The sequence below is a fragment of the Achromobacter sp. 01N37 genome (assembly GCF_056399725.1).
In genome coordinates, this window is the sequence record NZ_JBFTRX010000005.1 from 474,139 (window position 1) to 492,231 (window position 18,093).

At 64.0% G+C, this 18,093-nt stretch carries 14 protein-coding genes and 1 pseudogene; 7 read left to right on the forward strand and 8 right to left on the reverse strand.

What is annotated here, in order from left to right; all coding sequences use genetic code 11:
- The first annotated feature begins 171 nt into the window (after positions 1–171).
- Positions 172–3,297 carry an Rne/Rng family ribonuclease gene (locus AC1DSJ_RS13690; RefSeq protein WP_476760327.1) on the forward strand — a complete coding sequence of 1,042 codons (3,126 nt, stop codon included), beginning with the start codon at positions 172–174 and terminating at the stop codon, positions 3,295–3,297.
- Between the two features lie 131 nt (positions 3,298–3,428).
- Here AC1DSJ_RS13690 and AC1DSJ_RS13695 read toward each other — a convergent pair whose 3' ends face one another.
- The 5 genes and pseudogenes from AC1DSJ_RS13695 to argE form a co-directional block, all read right to left on the reverse strand.
- A complete protein-coding gene (locus tag AC1DSJ_RS13695; RefSeq protein ID WP_054424052.1) occupies positions 3,429–3,977 on the reverse strand; it encodes an acyloxyacyl hydrolase in 549 nt (182 codons plus the stop codon).
- Between the two features lie 239 nt (positions 3,978–4,216).
- Positions 4,217–5,092: an acetyl-CoA carboxylase, carboxyltransferase subunit beta gene (accD, locus tag AC1DSJ_RS13700; RefSeq protein ID WP_054424054.1), complete on the reverse strand. Its 876-nt coding sequence runs from the start codon at positions 5,090–5,092 to the stop codon at positions 4,217–4,219.
- 36 nt (positions 5,093–5,128) lie between these two features.
- Positions 5,129–5,992, reverse strand: coding sequence for a tryptophan synthase subunit alpha (gene trpA / locus AC1DSJ_RS13705; protein ID WP_441370634.1), 864 nt, complete (start codon positions 5,990–5,992; stop codon positions 5,129–5,131).
- Positions 5,993–5,996: 4 nt separating this feature from the next.
- Positions 5,997–7,196, reverse strand: a complete 1,200-nt coding sequence (gene trpB, locus AC1DSJ_RS13710) for a tryptophan synthase subunit beta (protein WP_054424698.1) — start codon at positions 7,194–7,196, stop codon at positions 5,997–5,999.
- Between the two features lie 114 nt (positions 7,197–7,310).
- A pseudogene (gene argE, locus AC1DSJ_RS13715) lies at positions 7,311–8,345 on the reverse strand (acetylornithine deacetylase); the annotation flags it as partial.
- A gap of 94 nt (positions 8,346–8,439) precedes the next feature.
- Here argE and AC1DSJ_RS13720 point away from each other — a divergent pair.
- Positions 8,440–9,753, forward strand: a complete 1,314-nt coding sequence (locus AC1DSJ_RS13720) for an MFS transporter (protein ID WP_054424057.1) — start codon at positions 8,440–8,442, stop codon at positions 9,751–9,753.
- Positions 9,754–9,795: 42 nt separating this feature from the next.
- Here the strand turns inward: AC1DSJ_RS13720 and AC1DSJ_RS13725 are convergent, their stop codons facing one another.
- Positions 9,796–12,138 carry a RelA/SpoT family protein gene (locus AC1DSJ_RS13725; protein WP_441370633.1) on the reverse strand — a complete coding sequence of 781 codons (2,343 nt, stop codon included), beginning with the start codon at positions 12,136–12,138 and terminating at the stop codon, positions 9,796–9,798.
- A gap of 105 nt (positions 12,139–12,243) precedes the next feature.
- Here AC1DSJ_RS13725 and AC1DSJ_RS13730 point away from each other — a divergent pair, with 105 nt between their 5' ends.
- Together AC1DSJ_RS13730 and AC1DSJ_RS13735 are read left to right on the forward strand one after the other, a co-directional pair.
- Positions 12,244–13,077 (forward strand): M90 family metallopeptidase, encoded by an 834-nt coding sequence (locus tag AC1DSJ_RS13730; RefSeq protein WP_346552971.1) that lies wholly within the window; start codon positions 12,244–12,246, stop codon positions 13,075–13,077.
- A complete protein-coding gene (locus AC1DSJ_RS13735) occupies positions 13,074–13,583 on the forward strand; it encodes an NAD(P)H-dependent oxidoreductase (protein WP_054424063.1) in 510 nt (169 codons plus the stop codon). Before AC1DSJ_RS13730 ends, AC1DSJ_RS13735 begins: the two co-directional genes overlap by 4 nt.
- A gap of 91 nt (positions 13,584–13,674) precedes the next feature.
- Here the strand turns inward: AC1DSJ_RS13735 and AC1DSJ_RS13740 are convergent, their stop codons facing one another.
- Entirely contained in the window at positions 13,675–14,025 is a 351-nt protein-coding gene (locus AC1DSJ_RS13740) for a RidA family protein (RefSeq protein ID WP_006218017.1), read from the reverse strand.
- Between the two features lie 66 nt (positions 14,026–14,091).
- Positions 14,092–15,267: a nicotinate phosphoribosyltransferase gene (gene pncB / locus AC1DSJ_RS13745; protein WP_054424065.1), complete on the reverse strand. Its 1,176-nt coding sequence runs from the start codon at positions 15,265–15,267 to the stop codon at positions 14,092–14,094.
- A 157-nt stretch (positions 15,268–15,424) separates the two neighbouring features.
- Between pncB and fdxA the strand changes: the two genes are divergently transcribed.
- From fdxA to AC1DSJ_RS13760, 3 genes are all read left to right on the forward strand, one after another.
- Complete coding sequence (gene fdxA, locus AC1DSJ_RS13750; RefSeq protein WP_054424067.1) at positions 15,425–15,748, forward strand: ferredoxin FdxA; 324 nt, start codon at positions 15,425–15,427, stop codon at positions 15,746–15,748.
- Between the two features lie 49 nt (positions 15,749–15,797).
- Positions 15,798–16,598, forward strand: a complete 801-nt coding sequence (locus AC1DSJ_RS13755; RefSeq protein ID WP_441370632.1) for a ferredoxin--NADP reductase — start codon at positions 15,798–15,800, stop codon at positions 16,596–16,598.
- Between the two features lie 212 nt (positions 16,599–16,810).
- Positions 16,811–18,037, forward strand: coding sequence for a polyhydroxyalkanoate depolymerase (locus AC1DSJ_RS13760; RefSeq protein ID WP_054424072.1), 1,227 nt, complete (start codon positions 16,811–16,813; stop codon positions 18,035–18,037).
- Positions 18,038–18,093: the final 56 nt, after the last annotated feature.

Consider the following 18,093-nt stretch of genomic DNA (forward strand, 5'->3'; position numbering starts at 1 on the left):
TGCTGACAGAACCCCGTGCCCCACGGCACGACGTGCCCGCCTGACCCGCGGCGGATACGCCTGGGCGCCGCCCAGGTACGGTCCGCATTTCTTGCCCGCTTCAGCCGCAGCCCGAGTGACCCGAGGTCACGCGCCGATATCGGCGCGTCATGACAACGGAGAAACCCTCTCATGAAGCRCATGCTGTTCAATGCGACGCATCAGGAAGAATTACGCGTCGCTATCGTTGATGGGCAAAAACTCATCGACCTCGACATCGAGACTGCCGGCCGCGAACAACGCAAAGGCAACATCTACAAAGGTGTCATTACCCGGATCGAACCCGGCCTCGAGGCTTGCTTCGTCAACTACGGTGAAGACCGTCACGGCTTTCTGCCCTTCAAGGAAGTTGCCCGCAGCTTCTTCAAGGAAGGCGTGGACGTTCGTAGCGCCCGCATCCAGGATGCGCTGCGCGAAGGCCAGGAACTGATCGTTCAGGTCGAAAAGGAAGAGCGCGGCAACAAGGGCGCAGCCCTGACCACGTTCATCTCGCTGGCTGGCCGCTACTTGGTCCTGATGCCCAACAACCCCCGTGGCGGTGGCGTTTCGCGCCGTGTCGAGGGTGAAGACCGCCAGGAACTGCGCGACACCATGGAGCAGCTTGAGCTGCCCCAGGGCATGAGCATCATTGCTCGCACCGCAGGCATTGGCCGCAACGTCGAAGAGCTCCAGTGGGACTTGTCCTACCTGTTGCAGCTGTGGACCGCCATTGACGGCGCCGCCCGCGACAACTCCGCGCCCATCCTGATCTATCTGGAATCCAGCCTGGTCATCCGGGCCATCCGCGATTACTTCTCGCCCGAAATCGGCGAGATCCTGATCGATACCGACGAGATCGCCGACCAGGCCACCGCGTTCATGAGCGTGGTGATGCCGGACAACGTCCAGCGCGTCAAACGCTACCGCGACGATATCCCGCTGTTCTCGCGTTTCCAGATCGAACACCAGATTGAAACGGCGTACTCGCGCACGGTGCAACTGCCCTCCGGCGGCGCCATCGTGATCGACCACACCGAAGCGCTGGTTTCCGTCGACGTGAACTCGGCCCGCTCCACGCGCGGTGCCGACATCGAAGAAACCGCGTTGCGCACCAACTCGGAAGCCGCCGACGAAGTGGCCCGCCAGTTGCGCCTGCGCGACTTGGGCGGCCTGATCGTCATCGACTTCATCGACATGGAAGACAGCAAGAACCAGCGCGCTGTGGAACAGCGCCTGCGTGATGCGCTCCATTTCGACCGTGCCCGCGTGCAAATGGGCAAGATTTCGCGCTTCGGCCTGATGGAACTGTCGCGTCAGCGCCTGCGTCCGGCCCTGAACGAAGGCTCGCACATCACCTGCCCGCGTTGCAACGGCACCGGCGTGATCCGCGATGCCGAGTCCAGCGCCCTGCACGTGCTGCGCCTGCTGCAAGAAGAAGCGATGAAGGAAAACACCGCGGCGGTCCACGCCCAGGTGCCGGTCGATGTGGCCACTTACCTTCTGAACGAAAAGCGCGCCGACATCACCAAGATGGAAGCCCGCCTGAAGGTCAACCTGATGCTGATTCCGAACAAGCATCTGGAAACGCCGCATCACCACATCGAACGCCTGCGCCATGATGACCCGCGCCTGGAAGAGCTGAAGACCAGTTTCGAGCTGGTTGAAGCCCCGGCCACGAACGCGCCCTGGCAGCCCCGCGAAAGCGAAATCAAGGCTCGTCCGGAAGCGCTGGTCAAGGGCATCACGCCCTCGCAGCCGGCTCCCGTGTCGACGCCGGCAGCTCCTGTTGCCGCACCGGCAGCGCCGGCCGCCGCCGGTGGCTTTGGTGGGTTGTTCAAGCGCCTGGTTGGCTGGCTGACCGGCAATGCCGATACCGCCAAGCCCGCAACGCCCGCCGCTCAGGAAGACAGCGCCAAGCGCGCCGCTTCCGGCCGTGGCAAGGGCCGTGCCGGCCATGACGGCCAGGAACGCCGTGGCGAACGCCATGGTTCGGACCGCAACCGTGGCAACCGCCGTGGCGAAGCGCGCGGTGAAGGCGCCGAGGGCAGCGAAGGAGGCCGTCATCACGTCCGTGGCAACCGCCGTCCCGAAGGCGAGCGCCAGGAACGCGGCGACCGCAACAACCGCAACGAGGCTCGTGGCGACCGCGACAACCAGACCGCCCAAACGGCTCTGGCGTCGAACCGCCCCGACCAGGCTGATCTGGCCAATGGCGAGGACACCGGCGCTGGCCGTAACCGCCGTCGTGGCCGTGGCCGCAACCGCCGTGAAGAAGGCCAGTCCGATGCGCCGATGAGCGAACAGGAAAGCATGGTCGCCGCGCTGGCGCAGTCCGTTGCGACCGCCCTGCCCGACACCAAGCCCGCCACTGAAGCCGCAGCCGACGCCGATGCCGCCGACCAAACCGATGGCTTCCCGACCGCTGAAGGCGCAGAAGGTGCTGCCGATCCCGAACGCAAGCGCCGCCGCCGCCGCAGCCGTCGTGGCCGCCGCAGCCAGGATGAAGCAGGTCTGGCAGGCAGCGACGAGCAACTGGAAGACGGTTCGGATGACGACGCTGGCGAACAGGCTGAAGGCGTAGCCGCCGAAGCCGCGCCCGCCGAAGCTGCCGCTCCCGCTCCGGTGCAAGCCGCCCAGATCGACGCCGCTCCGGCACAGGCTGAAGCCGCCCCGGCCGCTCCGGTCCAGGTTGTTGAAACCAAGGTAACGGAAGCGCAGGTCATTGAAGCCCAACCGGCCGCCGAACAAGYCGCCGTCGAAGCGCCCAAGGCCGAGCCCGTGCAAGTTGCCGCTGAAGCCCCCAAGGCCGAACCCGTGCAAACCGCCGCTCGCGACGTCACGCAACCTGTGGCCGTTGAACCCGCCAGCCAGGTGTCCGTGCCTGCCGCGCCGGTTGAAGCACCGGCTAACGCCGCTGCGGAACCCGTCGTGACGGCGCCGGCCGCTCCGGTCGCTGAAGCTCCGGCTCCGGCTCCGGCTCCTGCTCCGGCTGCCGCAGCATCGGCTGCCGTAGCTCCTGCTGCCCCGGCCCCTGCCGCACCGACGCAAGCGCAACAGCCGATCGTGGTGCCGGCCGCTACGCCGTCCGCCAAGGCTCAGGCGCTGCATGACGTCGTCAACGCTGCCGGCCTGAAGTGGGTTGAAACCGACCCCGACCGTCACGCTCAGACGCAACTGCGCATCGCCGCCGCGCACTCGCCGACCCGCCTGGGCCGCGAGCGCAAGCCGGTCGCGCAAGTGTCGAACGAACCGCTGGTTCAAGTCGAAACGCGCCACTAAGCCGCTCGGCACGAAAAAGCCCCCGTCCACACGACGGGGGCTTTTTTTTGGACGCGACGGGCGATGCTGTCAGCGCGCAATAAAAAAAGCCCTCGCAGTTGCGAGGGCTTTCAGCATTGAACCGCCTGCGATCAGAACTGGTACGTATAAGTCAGCTGCACCAGATCCAAACCCGGGTTCGGACGCTTGATGCTGGCGTTGGAGAAGTGCGAATAGCGCACGCCAATGCGGTTGTTCGGGGTCAGCAGAAAGCCCAAGCCAACGTGGTCACCAAACTGGAAGGCGGTGCTGATGTTTTCGTCAGCAAAACGCGTGCTGGAGAACAACGTGGCGCCGATACCGGCCTCGAGGTAGAAACGTTCACCCGTCCACCAACGGAACATCGGAATGGCGTTGAGCTGCCAGACATGGCCCGGCGAACGCGAGCCATCGGCCTGCCAGTAGGACGCACCCAGTTCGGGCGTGAGGTCCAGGCGGCCCCAGTTGCCACCGAATTGATACGTCCACACGGACGGGGTCTCGTAGTTCAGCGTCAGGCGCTTGTAGTGGTCGCCAATGCCGTAGTGCAGACTGACGCCGCCTTGCGTGCCGGTTGAGGATTGGGCGCTTGCAAGCGTTGCAGCGCCGGCCAAAGCCAAACCGACAAGGCGCGTGAGCATTTTCTTTTTGGTCGACAGCATCAGGTAACTCCGTGGATTTCTGGACTAGTTGGCAACATATCAAAATCCGGGTCGGATAGCTCGACGATTGTCGCAATATGGCAACAAATATCTGTGGAAAACACTGTTCCGAAAAGCATGGTCACACTCGAAACACCCTCTGGCCGTCCCGGGTAACACGCACTAGCAGCGCCAAAGCAAATGCCGCCGTCAGACAATGGCCTGACGGCGGCATATTTTTACAGCAGACGCGAAAGGCCTCAGGCCGTCACGACATCCGCCGGCTGGTTGGTCAGCAACGCGAGCAGACGCGCGATTTCCTCGCGCAGCTGGCGACGGTCAATAACCATGTCGATCGCGCCCTTCTGCAGCAGGAATTCAGCGCGCTGGAAGCCTTCAGGCAGCTTCTCGCGCACGGTCTGTTCGATCACGCGCGGGCCGGCGAAGCCGATCAGCGCTTTAGGTTCAGCGATGACCACGTCGCCCATGAAGGCGAAGCTGGCCGACACGCCGCCCATGGTGGGGTCGGTCAGCACGCTGATGAACGGCAGGCCGGCCGCCGACAAGCGGGTCAGCATGGCGTTCGTCTTGGCCATCTGCATCAGCGACAGCAGGCTTTCCTGCATGCGCGCGCCACCCGAGGCAGCCACGCAGATGAACGGCGTCTTGTTGTCCAGGGCAGCCTGGGCGCCGCGCGCAAAGCGCTCACCCACCACCGAGCCCATGGAACCGCCCATGAATTCGAATTCGAAGCAGGCCAAGGTGGCCGGCACGCCGCGAATGGAACCGCTCATGACCACCAGCGCATCGGTTTCACCGGTTTGCTTGACGGCCTCTTGCAGGCGTTCGGGATACTTGCGGGTGTCCTTGAACTTCAGCGTGTCGACCGAGCGCGTGGTCTGGCCGATTTCAACGCGGCCTTCCATGTCGAGCAGCGAATCAATGCGGGCGCGCGCGCCGATGCGCATGTGATGGTCGCACTTGGGGCACACGTGCAGATTGGCCGCCAAGTCTTCGCTGTACAGCACCGATTCGCACGACGGGCATTTCACCCAAAGGCCTTCGGGAACGCGGCGGGCGCCGCTGTCGCTGGTTTTATTGATGCGAGGAGGCAGGAGTTTTTCGATCCAGCTCATTGTTATTTCATCCCGTTAGAGGTCGCGCCGGGCCGCTCAGGCCGACGCGTCGTCTCGTTTGACTTGATCCAGCGCTTGCCGGATGGTGCGCAGCCAGCCGCCGGCGGCGGTGACTGCTGCGTCGGTTTTCTGGTCAGCCGGGGCATTCGCCGCCGCCTGCTCCATGGTTTCAATCAATTTGCTGCCGATGACGACCGCGTCCGCCACGCGCGCCACGCGTTGGGCGCTTTCGGCGTCGCGGATGCCAAAGCCCACGCCAACCGGGATGTCGCGGATATGGCGGCGGATGACGGCAACGCGTTCAGCCACATCGTCGGTGTTCAGCGAGCCCGCGCCCGTGACGCCCTTGAGCGACACGTAATACACATAGCCGCGCGCCACGTCCGCCACGGCCTTGATGCGGTCTTCGGTGGAGGTGGGAGCCAGCAGGAAAATCGGGGCAATGCCGTGTTCGCCCAGCGTGCCGGCGAACTCGATGACTTCTTCGGGCGGGTAATCGACGACCAGCACGCCATCCACCCCGGCACGTTCGGCGTTGACGGCGAATGCCGTCTGGCCCATGCGTTCGATCGGGTTGGCGTAGCCCATCAACACCACCGGCGTGGCGGTGTCCTGCTGGCGGAATTCTGCCACCAGCTCCAGCACCCGGGCCAGGCCCACGCCCTGCGCGATGGCGCGATCGGCGGCGCGTTGGATCACAGGGCCGTCGGCCATGGGATCGGAAAACGGCACGCCAAGCTCGATGACATCGGCGCCGGCGTCGACCAGCGCGTGCATCAGGGGTACGGTGGCCGCGGGCGAAGGATCGCCCGCCGCGATATAGGGAATCAGCGCTGCGGCGCGACCGGATTCGGCGGCGCGCGCGAAAGCGGCAGCAATACGATCAATGCGAGTTGTCATGGTGTTAGAGCTCGATACCGGCACGTTCGGCGACGGTATGCATGTCTTTGTCGCCACGGCCCGACAAGTTGACCAGGATGATCGCGTCGCGCGGCAGCGTGGCGGCCATCTTCACCGCTTGCGCGATGGCGTGCGAGGACTCAAGCGCCGGCATGATGCCTTCGATGCGGCAGCAGTCGTGAAACGCCTTCAGGGCCTCATCGTCGGTGATCCCCACGTATTCCGCGCGGCCCGAGTCTTTCAGCCAGGCATGTTCGGGACCCACGCCGGGGTAATCCAGGCCAGCGGAAACGGAATGCGTTTCCTGGACCTGGCCGTCCGCGTCCTGCATGACATAGGTACGGTTGCCGTGCAGCACGCCCACCTGGCCCGCGGCCAGCGATGCGGCGTGCTTGCCGCTGTCCATGCCCTCGCCCGCCGCTTCGACGCCAATCAGGCGCACGTCTTCGTAGGGGATGTAGGGATGGAAGATGCCCATGGCGTTGGAGCCGCCGCCCACTGCCGCCACGACGTAGTCGGGCTGGCGGCCGATGGCTTCCGGCATCTGCGTCAGGCATTCATTGCCGATGACGGTCTGGAAATCTCGCACCATGCGGGGATAGGGGTCGGGACCCGCCACCGTGCCAATGATGTAGAACGTGTTTTCGATGTTGGTGACCCAGTCGCGCATGGCTTCGTTCAGCGCATCTTTCAGGGTGCGCGAACCGGAAGTGACCGGCACCACCGTGGCGCCCAGCAGCTTCATGCGGTAAACGTTCGACGCTTGGCGGCGGATATCTTCGCTGCCCATGTAGACGACGCATTCCATGCCGTAGCGGGCCGCCACCGTGGCCGTAGCCACGCCGTGCTGGCCAGCGCCGGTTTCCGCGATGACGCGCGGCTTGCCCATGCGCTTGGCGAGCAGCGCTTGGCCAATGCAGTTGTTGACCTTGTGCGCGCCGGTGTGGTTCAGGTCTTCGCGCTTGAACCAGATCTGGGCGCCGCCCAGCATCTCGGACCATCGGCGGGCATGGTAGACCGGGCTGGGCCGGCCGACGAAATGCTTGAGTTCGTAGTTGAACTCTTCCAGGAAGGCGGGATCGACACGGTAATGGTCATAGGCTGCGCGCAGCTCGTCGAGCGCGTGCATCAGCGTTTCCGCCACGAAAACACCGCCATAGGGACCAAAATGGCCCTTGGCATCCGGAAAGTCGTAAGGTTTCACCAAGCATCTCCCCCGGTATCGCGACAGACCACTGCCGGCCGCAAATCCGGTTTGCAACCCGACATTTTACCTGACCCGGGCGCGGCCGGGGCGGGAAGCCCCCAGCCCCGGCTAGGCCACCTTGCGGGTGGTGCGGTCTTCGGTCAGCGCGCGCACCAGCTGGGTGATGGCGGCTTCTTCCGACGCTTCCAGCGCGGGGGCCGCGGCGCCCGTTTCGATTTCGATGGACGCGCCGTCGAACTCGGACTTCATGCGCGGCAAGAGCTCATCGCGCACGTATTTTTCAACTTCTGCCTGGATCTCATCGGGCTGCATGCCCGGCAGGTTGCGGAATTCGTAGGTGAATTCGCACAGCTCAGGGATGGTGTTGACCGCGATGCCGCCACGGATCTGGTTGGTGGTCATCGTGGAGAACGGCACGTCGTAGAACTGGTCGTACGGGCCGTTGGCCTTGAAGCTGTCGGCCAGGTCGCGAATGCGGCAGATCAGGCGGGCGGCGTACTCGATGGCGTTGCAGCCGCGCGGGGTCAAGGACGAATGCGCCGCCTTGCCATGCACCTTGCAGCGGAACAGGTTGATGCCCTTGTGGGCCACCACCACCTGCATGCCCGTGGGTTCACCCACGACGCAGCCTTCGGGGCGGATGCCGCGTTCCAGCAGATCGGCCAGCATGTAGGGCGCGCCCGCGCAGCCCACTTCTTCGTCATACGAGAAGGCCAGGTGGATTGGCTTCTTGCGCGGCATGGCCAGAAATTCCGGCACCAACGCCAGCGAGCCGGCGATGAAACCCTTCATGTCGCACGCGCCGCGGCCATACAGCAGGCCATCTTTTTCGATGAGCTTGAACGGGTCCGAGGCCCAATCCTGGCCATCCACGGGCACCACGTCAGTGTGGCCCGACAGGACGATACCGCCCTGCTGGTTGCCGTCTTGCGCCGGCAACGTGGCGAACAGGTTGGCCTTGGTGCGCTCGGGATTGTGCGCCAGCCACGCATCGACGCCCTGGCCCTTGAGCCAATCGCGGACGGTTTCGATCAGGGCAAGATTGGAATTGCGGCTGGTGGTGTCGAAACCCACCAGCGTTTCCAGCCAGGTGCGCGCGTTCATGTGACTTCTCTGCTTTTGGGAAAAACAGAAGTGTAAAGCCAGGAAGCGCCCACGTCTCGGACGGCGCCCGGCACTGTTCACGGGTTAAGCGCCTAGAATGTCGCCCGGATTGGAATAACACCCCCAAGGAGAAACCGTGCAGCACAAAGCAGTTCCCACACGCAACATCGTGGCCGCAGTGATAGGCAACGCCCTCGAATGGTATGACTTCCTGGTGTTCGCGTTCATGACGCCGATCATCGCGAAGCTCTTCTTTCCCACCGACCCCAACCTGCCGGGCAGCGAACTCAACGCCATCCTGATGACGACCGCCATCTTCGGCGTCGGTTTCTTCATGCGCCCCGTGGGCGGCATCATCCTGGGCATGTACGGCGACAAAAAAGGCCGCAAGGCCGCGATGGTGATGGTGACCTCGCTGATGGCGGTGTCCATCGCGCTGATCACGGTTGCCCCGACGTACCACGCCGCCGGCATCCTGGCCCCGATCTTCATCCTGATCGCGCGCCTGTTGCAGGGTTTCTCGGCGGGCGGTGAATTCGGCACGTCGACGGCGCTGCTAATTGAAATGGCCCCCAACGGCAAACGCGGCTTCTACGGCTCGTGGCAGATGGCCGGCCAGATGCTGGCGCTGCTGATCGGCGCGGCTTGCGGCACGCTGATCACCGAGTTCTTCACGCAAGAACAGATCGCCGCCTGGGCCTGGCGCATTCCGTTCGCCTTCGGCCTGGTCATTGTTCCCATCGCCATCTATATCCGCAAGAACGTCGACGAAACCGACGTCTTCAAGAAGATGCAGGAAGAAGACCGCCAAGCCGCCGCGCGCGGTGAAGTGCAGCGCCTGAGCCTGGTTCAGATGGTCAAGACCCACACGCGTGAAACGATGATCGGCGTGGGCCTGGTCGTGACCGCCACGGTGTCCATCTACATCACCTTCACGTATCTGGTGACGTACTCCACGCAAATCCTGAAGCTGCCGATGAAGGAAACCTTCATGGTGCAGATGGCGGGCGCGGCGCTGATGGTGCTGATGACGCCGTTCATGGGCGCATGGTCCGACCGCATCGGCCGCCGTCCGCTGGTGATCAGTTCGCTGATCGGCTACCTGATCGTGCTGTATCCGCTGTACTACTGGCTGTCGGACGCCCCGTCGATCGGCCGCCTGCTGACGGTGCAGATCGTCGTGTGCTTCTTCGTGTCGGCCTTCTTCGGCGTGTTCAGCACGGTGATGGCGGAATTGTTCCCGGCGCGCGTGCGTTCCGTGGGCTTGTCGCTTGCCTATAACGTGGCCGTGATGATCTTCGGCGGTTTCGCGCAGTTCATCGTGACGTGGCTGATCAAGACCACCGGTTCGCCGATGGCGCCGGCCTACTACGTGATGTTCGGCGTGGCGCTGGGCCTGATTGCCGCGTTCTTCATGCGCGAACGCGCGCACGAGCAACTGGACCACTAAAGCTTGAACCCCCACGGCCGCCTGGCCCTGGGGGTTTTCGTCCTACCGGCGCGTTGCCGAGGACACGCCCGCCACTTCGGCCAAGGCGTCCAGCGCACGGGCGAGCGATTCGCCCCCGCGCACCTCCACCGTGAACACCATATGAGCCAGCGACTGCTTGCTCTGCGTATTCACCCCCACCACGTTCAGGCGCAGCCGCGCAAAAACTTCGGACAGGTCGCGCAACAGACCGGGACGGTCGTGCGCGCGCACGCTGACGTCCACCGGATAGAACGTGTCTGAGGTTTCGCCCCAGGCCACTTCAATGACGCGCTCGGGTTCGCGCGCGGCTAAGGCCAGATAGCTGTGGCAGTCGCTGCGATGAATCGACACGCCGCGCCCCCGCGTGACGAAGCCCGCAATGGCGTCGGGTGGCGCGGGGCGGCAGCAGCGCGCCAACTGCGTCAGCAGCGAACCCACSCCCACCACCAGCACGCCGCTCTTGCCGCTTTTCTCGGCGCTGCCCGCGCTGGCGTTGCGCAACGCGGCAGGCTGGGGTTCCACCGCGGGACCGGGCTGCTGGAAAACACTGTCGATCTGGCGCAGGCTGAACTCTTCCTTGGCCGCCGCAACGTACAGGTCGTCGGCGCGCGCAAAGCCCAGGTTTTGCGCCAGCTGTTCCAGATTGACGGCCGTCTTGCCCAGCCGCTGCAATTCTTTTTCAACCAAGGCCTGGCCTTGGGTGATGCGTTGCTGCAATTCAATGGCGTTGAACCACATGCGCACCTTGGCGCGCGCCCGCGGGCTAGCCAGGAACCCCAACTGGGGATTGAGCCAGTCGCGCGAAGGCCCGCCCGACTTGGCGGAGATGATCTCCACGGTCTGCCCGGTCGACAAGTGCGTTTGCAGCGGCACCATCTGCCCGTCGACACGCGCGCCGCGGCAGCGGTGGCCCAGGTCCGTGTGCAGGTGATAGGCGAAGTCCACCGGCGTGGCGCCTGCGGGCAGCTCGATCACGCGCGCTTGCGGCGTCAGCACGTAGATGCGTTCGTCCGTGTGCGCGGGCGCCTTCACCGCATTGCGATTCTTGCTGGACCCCGGCTTGCCCGAGGCGCTTTTGCCGGATTCCGCTTTGCCCCCGGGCTTGCCAGCCTCTTGGCCCGACGCGTTTCCGGACTCGAGTCCCGACGCCTGCCCCGGCTCTGCGCCGCCTTCGACGTCGCTGTTCCAGGCCAGCAGCTGGCGCATCCACGCCAGTTGGCGGTCGTATTCACTAGAGGCCGCAACCTGGCCGCCCTTCGCGCCGGCTTCCTTGTAGCGCCAGTGCGCGGCCATACCGTATTCGGCGAACTGATGCATCTCGCGCGTGCGAATCTGCACTTCGAATGGGCGGCCGTCATCGTCAGTCACCACGGTATGCAGAGAGCGATAGCCGTTGGGCTTGGGCCGCGAGATGTAGTCATCGAACTCGTCGGACAGCGGCGTCCACATTTCGTGCACCAGCCCCAACGCCGTATAACAGGCACGCACGTCTTCGACGATGACGCGCAGCGCGCGCAGGTCATACATCTGCGAGAAGTCCAGGCGCTTGACACGCATCTTGTTCCAGATGCTGTAGATGTGCTTGGGCCGGCCGCTGACTTCGGCGTCGATGCCGCTCTTGGCCAACGCCGTTTGCATGCGCTCGATGGCGCCCGCAATGAAGGCTTCGCGCTCAACCCGCTTTTCTTCCAGCAAACGGGCAATTTGCTTGTAGCGGTCGGGCTCCAGGAAGCGAAACGCCAGGTCTTCCATTTCCCATTTGATCTGCCAGATGCCCAGCCGGTTTGCCAGCGGCGCATACAGATCCAGGGTTTCCTGCGCGAACCCGGTCGAGCACGGCGCCTTGCTTTCCGCATGCCAGCGCAAGGTGCGCAGCCGCGAGGCCAGCCGCATCAGCACGATGCGCAAATCGGCCGCCATGGCCAGCAGCATCTTGCGCTGCATTTCCTTTTGCGAACCGCTTTCGGCTTCGGCGTCGCTGGCTTGGCGGGCCACCACGCCCAGGCGCAACAGGGCGCGCGTGCCTTGCACCAGCCGCGCCACTTCGGCGCCGAAGGCGGTGGCGACGGGGTCGTTGCGCAAGGCGGGCGCGGGCGCCATCAAGTCGGTGGGCAAGGCGGCCAGCAGCGCGGCGGCGCGCGTGGCGGCGTCGGTATGCAGGGCCGCCAGGATGCGGACGACGCCTGCGCCGTGGCTGGCCAACGGCTCGCCAGTCAGCGCGTGCTGGCCTTCAAAGCGCGGGATGGCCCAGGCGACGGCCCGGTCAATCAGCGCCAGGCCATCGGCGTCCAGGCCCGCCCCGACCTCCTGCCGCCAGGAAGCGTCAAAAGGCGAAGGCGCATCGATAACAGGCGGGGCGGACATGAAGGGCGTCGTGCTGGGGTTGGTTGATATCCCGACACTCTACACTAGGGTTTGATCACTCAGAATCCCCTGCCATATCCCGATATATAGAAGGAACCCAAGCTTATGTTGCGCTGGCTCAAGGGCCGGGGCGCCCGCGCGTCCGAAGTGGCCGAGATGCAAGCCCGCATCTCGCCCGAACTGTGGCGGCAGGTGCTGGATGCCCACCCTTTCCTGGCGGCGTTGAACGCCGATGAAACCGCTCAGCTGCTCGCGCGGTCGGCCTGGCTGCTGGCCAGCAAGACCATCAACGGCGCGCAGGGCCTGGACGTCTCGGACTTCATGCGGCTGTCGATTGCCGCGCAGGCCAGCCTGCCCATCCTGAATCTTGCGCCTGAGCTCTATGAGGGCTGGGACGAAATCATCGTGTATCCGGCCAGCTTCCGTATTCCGCGTTCGCGCCAGGACGATGACGGCGTGGTTCACGAGTACATCGAAGATGCGGCGGGCGAAGCATGGGAAGGCGGCCCGCTGGTGCTCTCCTGGGAGGACACGCAGTTGTCTGACGGTGGCTTCAATGTCGTCATCCATGAGTTCGCCCACAAGCTGGACCTGCGTTCCGGTTTTGCAGATGGCATGCCGTCGCTGGCCGCGCATCCGGATCTGAAACCGCAGGTATGGCGCCGCGTGTTGGACGACAGCCTTGACCGCTTCATCGCCGCGCTCGATGCCGTGGAAGCCGCCATTCCGCGCGACGTGGACCCCGAAAGCGAAGAAGCTGACGCCTGGTACGGCCAATTGCCGATGGACCCGTACGCAGCCACGGACGAGGCGGAATTCTTCGCGGTCAGCTCCGAACACTTCTTCGTGGACCCGTTCCCGATGCAGCAGGCGCTGCCCGAATGGTATGACCTGCTGCGGGCCTATTACCGGCAGGACACCTTGGCGCGCTACGCATGAAGCAGCTGCTGATCGTCTGGCATTCGCGCACCGGCGCGGCAAGGCAAATGGCCGAGGCCGCAGCGCGTGGCGCGCAAGCCGCCGCGGCCGAACTCGACCTGGCGGACGCCTTGTGCGTGAAGTTGCTGCGGGCCTCCGACGTTGAAGCCGACGCCTTGCTGGCAAGCCACGGCTATCTGTTCTGCGCGCCCGAAAACCTGGCAAGCCTGAGCGGCGAGATGAAGGAGTTTTTTGATCGCAACTACTACGCCGTGCTCGACCGCATTCAGGGCTTGCCCTACGCCTGCGCGATCAGCGCCGGCAGCGATGGCACGGGCGCCGCGCGGCAAGTGGAACGGATTTGCACCGGATGGCGACTGAGCGCGGTGGCGCCTGCATTGATCGTGAATCTGGGTGCGCAGACGCCCGAACAGATCGTGGCGGAAAAGACGGTGCCGGCGGCGGAACTCTCGCGCTGCGACGCCTTGGGCGGCCTGCTGGCGGCAACGTTGTTGATGGGGGAATAACGCCCCTTCGCGTTGGCACAGGCGCGTGCAAGGCCCAAAGAAAAAGCCCTTCGGCATGCCGAAGGGCTTTTCACTTGCGGGCGGCAGTCGCTTAGATAGCGGCCGTCACAATGATCTCGACCTTGAAATCCGGGTTGGCCAGGCGGGCTTCAACCGTGGCGCGCGGAGGCGAATTGCCGTCAGCGACCCAGGCGTCCCATGCCTTGTTCATGCCGTCGAATTCCTTGATGTTGGCCACGTAGATCTGGGCCATCAGGATCTTGGTCTTGTCGGTGCCGGCTTCGGCCAGCAGGCGATCGATCGTCGCCAGCACTTGCTCGGTCTGGCCGGTGATGTCCAGCTTGGCGTCGTCCGGCACCTGGCCTGCCAGGTACGCGACACCGTTGTACACGGCCATGTCCGACAGGCGCTTGGCGACGTGGAAGCGCTTGATGCTGCTCATGAATATTCCCCTAGAGTCGAGTTGGGTTGATGAAACTGGAAACCAGCAATTTACCCCGAGCCGCCCTCAGGCGGGAGGCAACTGAAACACCTGGCGCAGATACGCCAGATAGGCGGGGTCGTCGCACATGGTTTTTTCTGGCGCATCAGACACCTTGGCCACGGGCTGGCCATTGCAGCGGACCATCTTCATAACGATCTGCAATGGTTCGTGGCCCAGGTCGTTGGTCAGGTTCGTGCCGATGCCGAAAGACACCTTGCAGCGGCCCGAGAACTGGCGGGCCAGCTCGATTGCGCGCGGGAAGGTCAGCGAATCCGAGAACACCAGCGTCTTCGCGCGCGGGTCCACGCGGTTCTTGCGGTAGTGCTCAAGCAAGCGTTCGCCCCAGACGAAGGGGTCGCCGGAATCGTGGCGGGCGCCGTCAAAGAGCTTGCAGAAATACATGTCGAAGTCGCGCAGGAACGCGTCCATGCCGTAGACGTCCGACAGCGCAATGCCGAGGTCGCCCCGGTATTCCTTGGCCCAGACTTCCAGCGCAAACACCTGCGAGTCGCGCAGCCGCGGCCCCAGCGCCTGGCACGCCTGCAAGTATTCGTGGCCCATCGTGCCCAGCGGCAGCACTTCATGCTGCTTGGCCAGCAACACGTTGCTGGTGCCTGCAAAATGCTCGCCCATCTGGGCCTTCATGGTGGACACCACTTCCTGGTGCCAGACCTTGGAGAAGCGGCGGCGCGTGCCGTATTCAGCCACGCGGAAATCGGCCAGCGCCGGGTCGTCCAGCACCAGGTGCATCTTGGATTGCAGACGCTGGCGGCCTTCTTCCCAATCGGGGTTCTTGCGTGTGTTGCGGAAGTAGACCTCGTTGACGATGGCCAGCACCGGGATCTCGAAGAGAATTGTGTGCAGCCACGGGCCTTTCACTTCAATGGCGATCTCGCCCGGCGCATCGCCTTCAGTGATGTGGATGCAGCGCTCGGGCAGATGGAACAGGCCAAGAAAGTCGACGAAGTCGCTCTTGATGAAGCGCAAGCCGCCCAGATAATCCAGCTCATCCTGGGTGAAGCGCAGCTGGCACAGCTGGTGCACTTCTTCGCGGATTTCATCCAAGTAGGGGCGCAGATCGGCCCCAACGGTGCGGCACTTGTAACGGTACTCGACCTGTGCAGCGGGGAACTGATGCAGTACCACCTGCATCATGCTGAATTTATACAGATCGGTGTCGAGCAGCGAAGTGATTATCATGATTGCGCGTATCGGTTTCGCGACACCATAGCATAGAGAACCGGGGGTTCAGGGCCATGGGCCACGAAGTCAATACGGGTATTACCGGCACATCGGGCGCGCATTGGGTAAAATCCGCCCAACAAGACACAAATGCCGCCGATCCCGGAGTTCCTGAATGACCCACGTTGTCACCGAAAACTGTATTAAGTGCAAGTACACCGATTGCGTTGATGTGTGCCCGGTGGACTGTTTTCGTGAGGGTCCGAACTTCCTCGTGATCGATCCCGACGAATGCATCGACTGCGCCGTCTGCATCCCGGAATGCCCGGCCAATGCGATCTACGCCGAAGAAGACGTGCCGCAAGACCAACTGAATTTCATCGCGCTGAACGCTGAGCTCTCGCCCGAGTTCGCCAGCATCAGCCGCGCCAAGAAGCCCCTGCCGGACGCCGACGACTGGAACGGCAAGCAGGACAAGCTGCAATTCCTGGAAAAATAATCCGCGATAGCCGGCTGCCGCCTGGCAGCCGGTTTCGTGCGATGCCCCGATGACCGACGACTCCAAATACACGCGCCAAACCGTCACTCAGATCCACACCTGGGTGCCCGACAAGCTGTTCTCATTGCGCGTAACGCGCGACGACGCGTATACGTTCCTGCCGGGCCAGTTCGCCCGGGTCGGTTTACCCGGGGCTGATGATCCCAACGGCCCGCCCACACTGTGGCGCGCCTACTCGATGGTGTCCGCCCCGCACGAGTCCGGGCTGGAGTTCTATTCCATCGTGGTTCCCGACGGCCTGTTCAGCCCGCGCATGGCGCAATTGCGCCCGGGCGATGCCTTGTACGTCGAAAAAACGCCCTATGGTTTCCTGACGCTGGAACGCTTCGCGCCAGGCGGCGACCTGTGGCTTTTGGCTTCCGGCACCGGCCTGTCGGCCTACCTGTCGCTACTGCGCGACCCCGCTACATGGCGCGCCTATCGCCGCATCATTCTGGTGCACGGCGTGCGCACCGTGGCGGAGCTGGCCTATCGCGAAGAAATCGAATCCTGGGGCGCGCGGCCGGAACTGGCCGAGGTGTTTGCGGCAGATCCGCAAAAGCTCATCTACCTGCCCATCGCCACCCGCGAAGCGCTGCCCGGCATGCCGCAAGAGCGCCTGACCACGCTGATCGCCGATGGCCGGCTAGAGCAGCTGGCCGGGCTGCCGCTGGACCCGGAGCAGGCGAAGATCATGCTTTGCGGCAACCCCGACATGCTGGCAGACGCTCGCAAGCTGCTGGGCGAACGCGGTTTCAAGCCGGGCCGCCGGGGCATTCCCGGCAACCTGGCAGTAGAAAATTACTGGTGATCCCGCACTGGCCGGCCTAGTGCATAAATCCTCCCTTTGGTCTCTATGCTGGGCAAAAAAACGCCCTAAACTGGTGCCTAAGGGGATGACGGGTCTCTTTTTAGCAACAGAATCCCGGTGTTTGCCGCAGTTTCTTTAGGCTGATTGGATATATCTTTAGTCCTCGGCGCAATAATCGGGGCACACGCTCGACCCAGAAGGACATCCTCCAAATGCTGTACCAATTGCACGAAATGCAGCGCGCCTTCCTGACTCCGTTCGCTGCATTCACGGATGCCGGTTCTCAGCTGTTCTCCAGTCCCTACAGTCCCCTCGCTTACACCCCGATTTCCCGCCAGATGGCCGCGGGGTACGAGCTGATGACGCGTATCGGCAAGGAATACCAGAAACCCGCCTGGAATCTTCCCACCACCGAGATCAACGGCAAGTCCGTTCGCGTGACCGAAGCGCTGGCTTTGGACAAGCCCTTCTGCCGCCTGGTGCACTTTCACCGCGACGTGCGCCTCGCCGGCCGCGATGACCCCAAGGTGCTGCTGGTTGCCCCGCTGTCGGGCCACCATGCGACCTTGCTGCGCGACACCGTGCGCGCCCTGCTGCCCAACCATGACGTTTATGTCACTGATTGGGTCGACGCCCGCATGGTGCCGCTAGCCGCCGGCCCGTTCCATCTGAACGACTACGTGCGCTACGTGCAGGATTTCATCCGCCACCTGGGCCCGGACGTGCACGTGATTTCGGTCTGCCAGCCCACCGTGCCGGTGCTGGCCGCCGTGTCGCTGATGGCCACCGCCAATGACCCCTGCCAGCCGCGCAGCATGGTCATGATGGGCGGCCCCATCGACCCGCGCCAGTCGCCCACCCAGGTGAACCGCCTGGCCACCACCAAGCCCTATTCGTGGTTTGAAAGCCAGGTGATCCACCCGGTGCCGCCGCGCTATCCGGGCGCGGGCCGCAAGGTCTACCCCGGCTTCCTGCAGCACGCCGGGTTCATGGCCATGAACCCCGACCGCCACATGAAGTCGCACTACGAGTTCTACCTGGACTTGCTGCGCGGCGACGACAGCGACGCCGAAGCGCACCGCCGCTTCTACGACGAATACAACGCAGTGCTGGACATGCCGGCCGAGTTCTATCTGGACACGATCCGCATGGTGTTCCAGGACTTCGCGCTGCCCAGCGGCACGTGGGAAGTCGACGGCCAGACCGTGCGCCCCGCCGACATCAAGAAGGTTGCGCTCTTCACCATTGAAGGCGAGCTGGACGATATCTCGGGCCAGGGCCAGACGCGTGCGGCCATCAAGCTGTGCAAGAACATTCCGGCCGAGCGCAAGTCGCACTACACGGCGCCGAACTGCGGCCACTACGGCATTTTCTCGGGCCGCCGCTGGCGCGAAATGATCTGTCCTAAAATTGCCGAATTCATCCGGCAATCGGCTTGACGACGGCACAGCGCCGTCCGGCAGGTGACGCGCGGGCCTGGCCCGCGCCTCCTCAA